Annotated in this window: 15 protein-coding genes and 1 riboswitch; of the genes, 10 read left to right on the top strand and 5 right to left on the bottom strand. The window is 56.5% G+C overall.

From position 1 onward, the window contains the following. Positions 1-122 precede the first annotated feature (122 nt). Positions 123-671 (top strand): ubiquinol-cytochrome c reductase iron-sulfur subunit, encoded by a 549-nt coding sequence (gene petA, locus ACXAET_RS21900; protein WP_170634693.1) that lies wholly within the window; start codon positions 123-125, stop codon positions 669-671. Between the two features lie 291 nt (positions 672-962). Here petA and ACXAET_RS21905 read toward each other — a convergent pair whose 3' ends face one another. Both ACXAET_RS21905 and ACXAET_RS21910 read right to left on the bottom strand, forming a co-directional pair. Continuing rightward, positions 963-2,213 carry an MFS transporter gene (locus ACXAET_RS21905; RefSeq protein ID WP_170634691.1) on the bottom strand — a complete coding sequence of 417 codons (1,251 nt, stop codon included), beginning with the start codon at positions 2,211-2,213 and terminating at the stop codon, positions 963-965. Beyond that, positions 2,200-3,228, bottom strand: coding sequence for a lysylphosphatidylglycerol synthase domain-containing protein (locus ACXAET_RS21910; RefSeq protein ID WP_170634689.1), 1,029 nt, complete (start codon positions 3,226-3,228; stop codon positions 2,200-2,202). Before ACXAET_RS21910 ends, ACXAET_RS21905 begins: the two co-directional genes overlap by 14 nt. Positions 3,229-3,317: 89 nt before the next feature. Between ACXAET_RS21910 and ACXAET_RS21915 the strand changes: the two genes are divergently transcribed. Together ACXAET_RS21915 and ACXAET_RS21920 are read left to right on the top strand one after the other, a co-directional pair. Continuing rightward, positions 3,318-3,731, top strand: coding sequence for a heavy metal-responsive transcriptional regulator (locus ACXAET_RS21915; protein WP_170634687.1), 414 nt, complete (start codon positions 3,318-3,320; stop codon positions 3,729-3,731). Positions 3,732-4,015: 284 nt separating this feature from the next. Then, positions 4,016-4,492: a DUF411 domain-containing protein gene (locus ACXAET_RS21920; protein WP_170634686.1), complete on the top strand. Its 477-nt coding sequence runs from the start codon at positions 4,016-4,018 to the stop codon at positions 4,490-4,492. Between the two features lie 211 nt (positions 4,493-4,703). Here ACXAET_RS21920 and ACXAET_RS21925 read toward each other — a convergent pair whose 3' ends face one another. After that, the gene (locus ACXAET_RS21925) at positions 4,704-4,922 is read right to left on the bottom strand and encodes a GDCCVxC domain-containing (seleno)protein (protein WP_247748072.1); all 219 of its coding nucleotides are present in this window, start codon (positions 4,920-4,922) and stop codon (positions 4,704-4,706) included. 4 nt (positions 4,923-4,926) lie between these two features. Beyond that, the gene (locus ACXAET_RS21930) at positions 4,927-5,250 is read right to left on the bottom strand and encodes a hypothetical protein (protein WP_170634684.1); all 324 of its coding nucleotides are present in this window, start codon (positions 5,248-5,250) and stop codon (positions 4,927-4,929) included. A 145-nt stretch (positions 5,251-5,395) separates the two neighbouring features. Here ACXAET_RS21930 and ACXAET_RS21935 point away from each other — a divergent pair, with 145 nt between their 5' ends. The 7 genes from ACXAET_RS21935 (at position 5,396) to ACXAET_RS21965 (ending at position 11,198) form a co-directional block, all read left to right on the top strand. Continuing rightward, on the top strand, positions 5,396-5,812 hold the full coding sequence (locus tag ACXAET_RS21935) for a MerR family transcriptional regulator (protein ID WP_170634682.1): 417 nt from the start codon (positions 5,396-5,398) through the stop codon (positions 5,810-5,812). Between the two features lie 348 nt (positions 5,813-6,160). Continuing rightward, a complete protein-coding gene (locus ACXAET_RS21940; RefSeq protein ID WP_247748073.1) occupies positions 6,161-6,784 on the top strand; it encodes a transglutaminase-like cysteine peptidase in 624 nt (207 codons plus the stop codon). A gap of 1,145 nt (positions 6,785-7,929) precedes the next feature. After that, positions 7,930-8,265 (top strand): DUF1636 family protein, encoded by a 336-nt coding sequence (locus tag ACXAET_RS21945; protein ID WP_170634680.1) that lies wholly within the window; start codon positions 7,930-7,932, stop codon positions 8,263-8,265. Between the two features lie 181 nt (positions 8,266-8,446). Continuing rightward, positions 8,447-8,662: riboswitch (cobalamin riboswitch) on the top strand. 34 nt (positions 8,663-8,696) lie between these two features. Then, positions 8,697-8,867, top strand: a complete 171-nt coding sequence (locus tag ACXAET_RS21950; protein WP_170481539.1) for a CbtB domain-containing protein — start codon at positions 8,697-8,699, stop codon at positions 8,865-8,867. Between the two features lie 4 nt (positions 8,868-8,871). Continuing rightward, on the top strand, positions 8,872-9,570 hold the full coding sequence (locus ACXAET_RS21955; protein ID WP_170634742.1) for a CbtA family protein: 699 nt from the start codon (positions 8,872-8,874) through the stop codon (positions 9,568-9,570). A 64-nt stretch (positions 9,571-9,634) separates the two neighbouring features. Continuing rightward, entirely contained in the window at positions 9,635-10,138 is a 504-nt protein-coding gene (locus ACXAET_RS21960) for a hypothetical protein (protein ID WP_170634678.1), read from the top strand. 397 nt (positions 10,139-10,535) lie between these two features. Beyond that, positions 10,536-11,198 (top strand): L,D-transpeptidase, encoded by a 663-nt coding sequence (locus ACXAET_RS21965; protein WP_170634676.1) that lies wholly within the window; start codon positions 10,536-10,538, stop codon positions 11,196-11,198. Positions 11,199-11,239: 41 nt separating this feature from the next. On the opposite strand, the gene ACXAET_RS21970 is transcribed toward ACXAET_RS21965, so the two are convergent. Beyond that, entirely contained in the window at positions 11,240-11,512 is a 273-nt protein-coding gene (locus ACXAET_RS21970) for a hypothetical protein (RefSeq protein WP_209251491.1), read from the bottom strand. Between the last annotated feature and the right edge of the window lie 150 nt (positions 11,513-11,662).

Genomic DNA, 11,662 nt, shown 5'->3' on the forward strand with positions numbered 1-11,662 from the left:
GAAGATCACTCTGATGAATAGGGAATGGGGCATCGCGGTGAAGAAGAGGACCAAGGCGACTGATCCACCTCGTCCGAGTCCTATCATTCGATGAACCCGTCCTGACGCACAGGAGGAACAATATGTCTGAATTTTCTGAAAGACAGGCACCTTCAGAGCCTGAAACTCGGCGCGATTTCTTATACTTCGTCACCGGCGGTGCCGCCATCGTGGCCACGGGCACGGCGGTCTGGCCACTTGTTAACAGCATGAACCCCAGTGCAGACATCTCCGCCCAAGCCGTTGTCGACATAGATCTTGAAGGTGTCGGACCAGGAACGAGGATCACTGTTAAATGGAAAGGCAAGCCGATCTTTATAGACCACCGGACTAAAGAGCGGATCGCGCTGGCGATAGCAGAAGACGATGCACCAATGATCGACCCGCAACCTGACGCCGAGCGCGTACAGCGACCGGAATGGCTGGTAGTTATTGGCGTTTGCACCCATCTGGGATGCATACCACTCGGGCAGGGCGGCAGCGAACCCACCGGAGACTGGGACGGTTGGTTCTGTCCGTGTCACGGTTCACATTACGACACGTCTGGTAGAATTCGGAAAGGCCCCGCGCCCCGCAACCTCGATCTGCCCCCTTACGAGTTCGTCACCGACACACGGGTCAAAATTGGGTGACGGCGCGGTGAACTTTGTTCAGAGGCGCGTGCCTCACCAGGTTCGTTTGTCAGTCCTCGAATATCCCTCGATCAGCGCCGCGATGCTATGTGGCGGAATTCGACATGTACCCCGCTTTCTGGAGTTTTCGAGAAGAGACCTCGCCGTCATGTTCTGAACGGAACAATTCTAATCGCTGCGCTCAAGGTTTCTGCTTCGCCCATGTTTAGACATGCCATCTTGCCTTTTGACAGGATCGCATCTGAATTGCGGGTTGAGAGGAAACGCTTTGGTCCTGAACAAGGTGCTATTTCAACCCCGTGTAAGCCGCGCGGCGATCGCGACCTGTCCCAGCGCGGCCAGGATCGCAGCGATGAACACGGCTTCGATGGCGATCATGCTGACCACCACACCGCCCACAAGCGGCGCCAGCGCCGCCGGGGCCGCAAAGCTGTTGAACCACGCGGAATAGGCCGGGCGGCGGTCGTCGGGCGAGATCTCCAGCAAGTAGCCGAGATAGCCGATGGTCACGCCGTTCATCATCGCGCCGATCAGGAAGAACAGCACCGCGAAACTGGTCAGCCCCGAACCCGTGACCACAAGCAGCAAAACCAGCACCGGAGGTCCGAGACGCACCAGTGCCACTATCCCCAGCAGGCGCAATTTGCCCGCCTGGTCTCCGATGTGGCCCCAGAGCGGATTCGAGGCCAGCGCGCCGACAGTCTGCGCCGCCAACAGCGTTCCGACATCCGCCGCCCCGAGGCCGCTGCGGCTGGCGGCAACGACATAGAACGGCAACGCCATCAGCGTCGCTGCACCAAGCCATTGGAAGATCAGGAACAGCCGGAACCGGCGGTCCTGCCGCAGCGTCGAGAAACCTTCGCGCAGAAATCCAGGCAGATTGGCAGGACGGTCCCGTGGCGCCCTTGCAGCGGTAGCGGCCTCACCCGCGGAGACAAAAAGCGTCGCAGAGACGATCATCAGCACCGCGCCGAGCCAGAATATCAGCGCATAGGCCCTGAGCGGCGGCATCACGTCGAGCGCGAGTCGCAGAACGCCCGCCACCAGAACCGCCAGAACACCGCCGCCGAAAAAGCGCCAGGCCAACATCCGGCTGCGGCGCTCGGACGGGATCGCCCGGCCGACGATGTCGTTGTAGGGCACCGCGACCACGCCGCTGGCAAAGGCATAGACCGTCCACAATCCCAGCATCCCGAGCGCCAGCGGAACCGGAGGCCAATCGACCTGAGGCCAGTCGGCCCCCCACCACAGAAGAATACCAATCATCGCGACCGTGATCGCCCGCCCATAGGCACCAAGGGCGTAGAACGGCATCCGCCGATCGGTGCGCTCGGCGAGGTAGCCCACCGCGAACTGGGGCAGCAGCCAGCCAAGACGCAGGACCGTGCTGGCATAGCCCACGGCCAGCGCGCTACCGGTCAGCATATGCACCAGACTGGCCACTACCGTCGCGCTGTCCACCGCCGCCGACCCGCCCTGAAACACCGCACCAGCACCGGCGATCCGCCAAAATCTCGTGTCTTCGGGATTACGCCTTGCCATTCGCCGCCTCTGCCTCCGCCCGGGCGCGGCGGATGTCGATGCCGCTCTGCCACAACACCGTCAGGCCGATCCCGACCACCAGAAGGATCGTCAGCACATAGTTGAACAGGATCATCAGAAGGGCGGTTTCGTCCGGAACGCCAAGCACCTTGAGCGCGAACCCCGCCCCAAAGACAAAGCTCGCCGGGATGCGCACGAAACGACCCAGAACCATGGCGAACCCGGCAAACACCATCAGGAACAGGTAATCCCACGCGCTCAGCACCACGCCAACCGCCAGCCCGGCCCACAGGAAATGGGTTGTCGCCACCAGCTTACCCGCAATGGCTGCGGCAATGGCGGCGATGCGGCGGGCCCGTGCCTGTGGCCAGACAATCCCTTCACCGAGCGCGGTGCGCAGATACGCGCCATCGGCCCCGATGCGGGCGGCAGCCCAGTCGAAGAGTCGGCAGACCAGAGGGTCTTCGCTCAGAAGTGACGCGCGGAACCGGAACAGAACCCAAAGCAGGCTGCCGAAAAGCATCAGGTTCAACAGGCCCGCAACGCTCAATCCCAGCCGCAGGTCACCCTCGATCTGTGGAATCTGGCCGGCGGCGGCCACCGCTCCGGCAAAAAGGGCGAAAACGACGCCGTCGAGGAACCGGGCGATGATCGCGGTTGCAAGCACGGTCGCCATCTTCAAGCGGTCGAGCCGAGCAACCAGCCAGGCCCGGACCAGCGGGCTGATGCCGAGCGGGACAAGGACATTTGCGCCATAACCTGCCAGTAGCGCCCCCGTCAGCCGCAGGGTGCCGACCGGTTTCACGTCGAACAGGATCTGCCGCCACTTCCAGCCGCTCATCAGCTGCTCCAGCAGGATGGTGGCGGCAAGAATCGCGATCCAGAACATGTTGGCTCCGCGCAGGCCCTGCAGAAACAGCGCAAAATCGAGGCTGCCGTAGAGCGCAAACACCAGATAGAGCGCCAGGGCGGAGCCGAATATCGGCAGCAGCCACCGTTTCAGGAAGATCCGCATATGACATCCTCGCAAGCACCAAGACCCCAATGTTTTAACCTCCGTATCATGATACGGTGTCAAGATGCCGGTGAAGGAGGGAGACCGCGATGCAACCACTTAAGATCGGCCAGGCCGCGCGCGAGACCGGGATAGGCGTCGAGACGATCCGATTTTATGAAAGGAAGGGCCTTGTCACTCAGCCGCCGCGCCCAATTGACGGCGGCGCGCGGGACTATGGTGGTGACACGCTTTGGCGGCTGAAATTCATATCCGGCGCTAAGAAGCTCGGATTTTCGCTGGCAGAAATCGCGGAAATTCTGGAGTTGCGCACGGTACCAAATACCGAGTGCGTCGCGATGCAGGCCAGAGCGCGCAAAAAGCGGGACGAAATTCAGGAACGGATCGACGGGCTTGTACGGTTGAGGAACAATCTGGACGAGCTGATAGCGGCGTGTCCGGGGCGTGGTGGAATTCAGAACTGTTCGATCGTGGGTGCCATAGAACGCAGCAGTGAGAAATAGGCGCAATTCCGGCCTTGATCGGAGGGTAGCGGAGTTGCTTGCGAACCGGGTTATTGCCAAGCAAGACCCAGAGTGGCTGGTGCAGCGAAAAAAGGAGAGCGAGGGTTCCGTCTCCGAGCAGAGTTTGCGCCAGATCATTGTGAGAAATCCCTCCGTCGCCCAGAAAGCCATATCTGATGAGTATCCGAGGGTAACGAATATGGCAGTCTCGTATCTGCGATCCGCATTCAACCCTGCCGGTGCGCTTTCACATCGGTTCAAGACAAGTTTTCCCCGGAGGGAACATGACGACGAATAACCTGAGCCGCCGCCGCGTGATGCAAGGAGCCGCGGCCCTTGCGGGAAGCGCGGCGCTTCCCGCCTTCGCGAAAACCGACCGTTTCATCCATGTCCTGAAGGATCCGAATTGCGGATGCTGCGGCTCGTGGATCAAAATCATGCGGGCGGAAGGCTTTGAATTAAGCGTGGAAAACAGTGCCTGGGAGGCCTTGAACGCTTACAAAACCGCCAACGGTATTCCAGAGGGCATGATGTCATGCCACACGGGCCGCGCGGAGGGCTACATGATCGAAGGACACGTCCCGCCCGCTGACATCCGGCGCCTGCTGGGCGAACACCCGGATGCTGTCGGACTGTCGGTTCCCGGAATGCCGTTCGGCTCGCCAGGCATGGGGCCGGAAAGCGAACGCGAAGCCTTTGACGTCTTCCTGATCCGCAAGGATGGAACCACAGAGGTGTTTGCCAGCTACCCGGCCGTATGAAGTCCCGACGGCGCTGGCAAGATCCTGAAAAACACGGCGCTCGCTTGTTCTGCCCGGTTTACGTGACATTCTTCACGGCAAACCAGTTGATCCGTGACTTCACGCCTGCCTTGTCCTACCGGGCAAGTTCCAGCCTACGGTGAAAAAATACCTGCGTCCGCCAAGCCTGATGACCGGCTTTGCGGACAAAACCGACATCCCGGTCGCCGTATCAACCGCAGCATTTGTCGCCCGCCTGAATTGGCGGGCATGGGGCCGATCCGTAGGAACAGTAGACGCAGCAATCGCCGGGAAGTGGCTTCAGGACTTTTCCGCAAGATGTGCATTCGTAGAACCACTGGCACGCATCTGTTGGCATCGTTTCAGGTCTTGAATGTCCACATTCCGGGCAGATGATCGTGCTGACAAGGTTCGGGCGTTCTTCACTCATGGCGTCACATTAAGGTTATCAGGAAATCATTTATTCGGATTTCGTTGAGTACGATAACCCAAGCGATGGTCGTTAACGCAAAACTGCCTGTCAGCCACCATTTGAGGCGGTCGAGTGAACCATGGCGGTACGCGACGATGCCAGAGAGAAACAGCAGGGCCGTCGAACCGCCGAGCACGTAATAACTCGCGGCGGCAATCTTGCCAAATACGGCCAGCCAGCCCCCTCCCAAGCCAAGTAAAATCAAGGCCATCGGCAAGATGCAGCAGGTCGCAACGCCAAATGCGGTAAACGATCCAAGAAAACTCGCCCCTACAAACTTGCTCATAGTCTGCTTTCTCCGACTTTGACGATCTTGAGCGGAAGCCGGTTCGGCTTCCTCGATTTTTGCTTCGTGCGGTTTGCGAAATTCGACATCATGACCGACAATATGCATCCTGTAGTGGCTACAGGTTCAAGGGAAAGGTCATCACATGATTGCGATTGGCGAAGTGGCGAGATTGACCGGCCTGTCGGTCGAGACGATCCGCTACTACGAACGGGAAGGCATAGTCGAGAAAACCGGTCGAACCGCCTCGGGGCGCCGCGCTTACACGGAACGGGAAATATCCGAGCTCAGATTCATCAAACGCTGCCGCGATCTTGGCTTCACTATTCAGGATGCATGCGCACTTCGCGAATTGTCCAAAGCGCCGGAGCAAGCCTGTCGTGACGCCGAAGACGTCGCAACAAAACATCTCGACAAGGTCAGGTCAAAGATCGCCGCTCTCCAACGGCTGGAGCAAGCATTGGTAGAACTTGTGCAGACCTGTACTGAAGGAGCAGCATGCCCCCTGCTAACGGCGTTGCTCAACGAGCCTGTCGTCAAAGATGTCATTAGCGGTCACTAATTGCAGCGCCCGGAAAAACCGAAACTGCCTGTCTCAGTTTGGGGAGGAGCGGCTTCATTGTCCCAGTATTTCGTAACCTTAAGCGATGACGGCCGATCTGTGTTGTATTTTTGTTGAATGAGAGAATTGCGATCAGCTTACCCTCTAGTTCGCGCTGTTAGCTATGCCGGACTGGTGATGGCGTGGATGCTCTGATGCTGTCAACTAAGGAAGAAATACCAAAGAATCTGCAAATTTTTGCCGCTTTACCCCTAGAGGCTAAGAAGCAGTTGCAATGCCTCAAGGCACATGAAGGCTTGGAATAAAATACATTGGCCCCGGAAGTTTGGATACCTTCGAGGAACGAGCATGGAGAAGGCAGATATGACAAATCCCACGTTAGTTCAGAGAATGTTATCGAAAAACCTGCTGGGTTATCTCCCAATGATCTGTTTTATATGCAGCTTTTTTGTGTCTGCCGCTACATTACAAGCCTCTGAGCTTCCCTCGATCGGTCTTGACAGAAAGATTGAAGCGCCATCCGGTGCCAAAACACTATGCAAAGATTACTCTTGGGCGTGCGCGAGCGCTCGTAGTTCTGGTCTGTCCGTGGCACAAGAAAATCAGATCGTTAAAACGATCAACACGCGCGTCAATCGGAGAATCCGTGCCGTTTCGGATCAAAGCCAATACGGGACAAAGGAATACTGGACACTGCCGACGCAAGGGTCAGGAGATTGCGAAGACTTCGCTTTGCAAAAGAAGTTTGAACTTGTGCAGAACGGTGTGGATCCTACGAAGCTACTAATCGCGACCGTCTTGGACACCAATCGCAATGGCCATGCTGTTCTAGTCTATCGCTCGAGTGAAGGCGATTTGGTTCTGGACAATGTTACCAACAGGATCAAAACGTGGAAGGAAACAAGGTATCTTTTCCTACGAATACAGGACCCGATTCACCCTGATCGTTGGGTACAGGTTTCTAGCGGCTAAACCATTGGGTAGACATTGGTTGCCTCTCGCAATTGATGTCACGACCTGCATTGTTCTGGGCGCATAGTTGAGTTTCGATGCTCAGTCCGACTCGTCCATCTGCTTGTGTTTGCACCATTGCGTGTGAACGAATTCGATCCGCGCGCCAGATATCTCGGAGGTGTCGTATTGGCCTACTGTTGGGATTCCGCAAGCCATACACGTAGACAATGGGCGCGTTTCCGCAGCGAAACCTTCCATTTGACCCGCTCAGATTGGAGTATCTCCGTCAAGTAAAGGCCACCGGGTCGAGCGCGTTACGGCGAAGATATCGAACGCCTGATTAGGACGACCATGGAGGCCGTTCATCTACTTTAGGGAAGAACGCAATTATCCCCCAAGGATAAGGGGAAATGCGACGGCTCCGGCACTGCGTCGATGACATTGGAGGAGTTCGAAGACTGGCTGCACCCGGAGATATGCCGTTATCACAACACCCATCACACCGGGTTGCGGCGAGAACCGATGGCGGCATGGGCGATCCTCGGTTGTAGTGACGCAGACAGAAAAGTTGTTAATGCCGAGGCGTTTCGCATCAGCGTACTTCCTTTTGAATGTCGTCGGTTGTCGCTACGCATTCAGTCCCATGATCGGTCGTGGTAACCGAAAGGTAACCATCAAGCACGAACCCCGCTATATGTCCCGGATCTAGACTGTAATTGACGATAGAACGAACCTAGTTACGCGCAACAAGAACCTGTCGCGTCTCGGAATTCGCCTTGGGAGGCGCGGTGCGCGCGGACCTGAAAATAGGCGTGTCATGGCGAGCCGATCCCGGAGGCAATGCTGTTTCAGATTATTGAAGAACAAAGATGTTTCGCGTGAGCTGTTTCCACTTCATCGCCTACCACCTGCTTCAGCTCAGTCTCACGTAGAAACTTAAAAATTTTTTCGTCTGATGGTTGCTTCTTCGCCCTGCCAAATCCCCGTCTCGCACTCGGTGTATTTGCAAAGTTTTCGAGGGCTAGGGCTCATGTGTCCTTCCTGCCTGAGTATGGACTCTTTTCCAGACTTAGAGTCAAAACACGTATTGAAACTGAGCTAACAACCGACCAGCAAATATGAAATCTCAGATGGAAGTTCTCGATCAAGGATCAGCCTGACGCATGTGCCTACCTAACCTCACGCTTTGCAGAACCTGCCGCGACGCGGATTCCACCCTTTATGATCAATTAGCCGCAACGCTGGAGGCATCGGGGGTGCAAGCCGAGTTGCAGCAAGTGGATTGCATGTCCGGTTGTCACCGACCACAGACGTTGGCGGTGCGACAAAGCGGCAAGACCGCCTATCTTTTCGGTGAGGTTACGGTTGTCGATCTTCCGGACATAATGATCTTCATGCGGATGTATGAGGACAGTACTGACGGCGACTTCGCTGACGCCAGGAAGCTAGGTAAGCTACGTTTCAAGGCGATTGCACGTATACCGGCACAAAAAAGATAGCCAACATGCAACTTGCCGACCAAAGCTCCGGTGTCGAGTTTTCAGCTTACAGTTTGTGTTTTTCGACTTAGCCTTCTGCACTGAACGGCTAAAATCTAAACCAAGCCTGCCATTACCTAAGATTGACCGCTGCAGAATACTATGATGTCGCTTTCGTACTTGACGGAACAAAGCACTATGGAACAATAAAGGCTTCTACGGTGTCCAAAGGTGCCTACGCACTGGGACTGAAACGGGAATGAGGACGGTGCACCAAACTACCGCACTGAAGCCTTGACCGCCCCCGCGACTGTGAGCGGCGAGCGGCCTTCCAATACCACTGGCGTAATGGCGCTGGGAAGGGGGAAGTCTGCTGTGACCTGCGAGTCAGGAGACCGGCCGTAGGATGGACACAACATATGCCGTCGGGTGTGACGGCGAGGAGGATTAAAATGACGACAAAAACGATCAAGGCATCCGCCGCTGGCGCATCCTTTCTGCCTGCAGTATTCGCCGTGGTTCTGGGTCTAGGGATCATTACCGTGACTGGCCATGTTCAGGCTTCTGGCCTGCATGACGCGGCTCATGATGTGCGCCACGCAACTGGCTTCCCCTGCCACTAAAACAATGTTCAGTCGTATTCTGACCAGCGGCTTGTTCGCTGGTGCAGCAGCGGGGCTGATTGCCGCCCTTCTGCAGTTGTATTTCGTGCAGCCAGTGCTACTTCACGCCGAGCTCTATGAGGGCGGCGACCTGGTGCATTTTGGCGCTGATCCCGTAACTGCGCATCCCGACCTGCCCGGCATGTTCGCCGAGCCGATGCGCGATGGTCTCAGCATTATCTTCACCATGCTTACCTACACCGGCTATGCGCTAGTCCTGGCGGCGCTGATGTCAGTAGCCGAACGTCAGGGGCATGAGATCAACGGCCGCACCGGCCTGCTTTGGGGTCTTGCGGGCTTTGTCGCCTTCCACTTTGCTCCTGGCTTGTCACTGGCTCCAGAAGTTCCCGGCGTAGCGGCAGCAGATGTGGGAGTGCGTCAGATCTGGTGGACGGTCACCGTTGCCGCAGCCGGCGTAGCCATGTGGCTGATTGCCTTTGGAGGTAACCTGGTAAGCTACCTGATTGCGGCCGTGCTGCTAATGGTACCGCATATTATCGGGGCCCCTGAGCCTGAGAGTTTCTCTGGGCCGGTTCCGACCGAGATCGGGGCGCTTTTTGCTGCCCGGGCCTTCGGCATCGGCATGGCCGCCTGGGCACTCTTAGGCAGTTTCACCGGCCACTTCTGGCAGACAGAAGGCAAGCGCGCAGGCGCTGCAGTCTGATCGCGCTCCTCCATTGCTACCCCGCTGGTTACACCGGCGGGTTTTTTTTATTGAGGATGACAAGATGTCCCGTTCTCTTGCTCTCTTTGCCATCGGACTTGTCTTTGGCGGCGGTGCTGGCTTTGTGATTGCCGCCAGCAGCGGTAGCACCTTTGAGAGCCATGACCATACTGACCCGGCCCAACACGGCGGCAACATGGAGATGGCAGCGCACGACCACTCCGCTGCCACTAATCTGCCTGCCGACAGCGACGCCCCCAGTGTGGCGATCCAGATGATTAAGGATCCTATGGCGGGCTGGAATCTGCGTGTGACACCGCAGAACTTTCGCTTTGCTCCGGAAAATGCCTCCACGGCTGACGTTCCAGGCGAAGGTCACGCGCATGTTTATATCAACGGCGAAAAGCTGGGCCGCCTTTATGCCAATTGGTTACACCTTCCGTCGCTCCCCGATGGCGATGTTGAAGTAAAAGTTTCTCTCAATGGCAACAGCCACAGCCCTCTGATGGTTGAGGGTGTGCCCGTGGAGGCCAAAGTGACCGTGCAGCCTGACGGCGATGACTCCTGATTGACATTCCTGGCTGAGAAGACAACTACGCGGATTCAGCGGGTCTAAGCGGCAAGTACAGCGTGCGCGCGGGTTTTTGCCGCTCTGTATCCAAGGACAGATAAGCTGTTGCAAAGCCGCGCCGAATTCCCGTCTTGTTCCTTTGGCTTGCATCGTCGGAAACCGAAAACATGAAGCAACTACAATGGGCATTTCGGTTCTTTCCATTGCTTTTTTGACCCAGTCCAAAGCAAACTCGATCAAATCAGAGTTCACGCCACCGCGCACCTGATCGACTGGATAAACTAAGCGTTACCTGAAACCTCTTGAAGCTCTAGCTGCTAGAGGCTTTAAGACTCGAATTTGATCGTGAAAATGCGATGCAAATACATTGAACTTGTGAACCAGGCTGAGATCTATGCTGACAAGGCGCTATTTCATTCAATCAACCACTGCGCTGTTTTCCGCGTCTGCGGCCAGTCCATTGATCGCCAAAACATGGCCAACCTCGTCGCAAAAGACCTATTGGGACAGCCAGGTCACGCCATTTGATTACGATCCAGCGACCTCAAATCCATGGGGCGTTCATGACCGTTTTTTACCACGACGTGTCGTAGCAAATGATGGTTTGGTTCCTGGTGACATCCATGTCGATGCGGTCGCGCGCTATCTTTACCATATCGAGGAAGGCGGGACCGCAATGCGCTATGGCGTTGCGATCGCGCGAGGGAACCTTTACGAGCCCGGAACCTATGCTATCCGGCGCAAGGTCGAGTGGCCACATTGGACGCCAACGGCTTCAATGATCGAGCGCAACCCCGAATACGCGGAATTTCGGGATGGTATGGAACCCGGGCCAAGTAATGCTCTCGGCTCTCGAGCCCTTTATCTATACGTTGGAAATCGAGATACATATCTCAGAATTCACGGCACGCCTCAGCCTAGAAGCATCGGTGGTCGCGCAAGTTCTGGATGTGTTAGAATGATCATGGCCCATATCAATGATCTCTACCCACATGTAAGAATCGGCTCGACCGCATATTTATACTCGGCCGAAGATAGCGTCACAGCCCGCTCATAAATTTTGGGCAGCGTAGGTGGACGTCGTCGCCCTCTTTTTTATCAGGCGTCTCGCGCGGCGCAGATCGGAGCGCCATTCGTCGCGCGCAATGGTACCAATGTCGTCTCGACAGGTCCGCTGTGCTCATACCAGAAGCAATTGTCTTCTGGCAAAAGGCGTGCCGTGGCCAGATCCTGCCCCGGCCCTGCCAGCGCAACGACTGAATCTGGCACGTTGCCTGGTTCAAGTGCTTTGCTTTTGGCCCCAGTGAACTGGGCTGAGCAACCGGCAGTAATCGAGACTAACGTGATGGTAATTGCGATCCGTTTCTGCATTGACCTGTTCCAGAATTTTTTGCGTCCTCTGCGACTAGATTGCATCCACGCGACCAGCCCGCAAGAAGGAATGGAGTGTCGGTATCACGCGCAAGGAACCCGGATGCTAAAAAATTCAGAAAGGTATTGAAGCTCTAGTTACTGTAGGAA

The sequence above is a fragment of the Ruegeria sp. AWH4_226 genome (assembly GCF_056159225.1).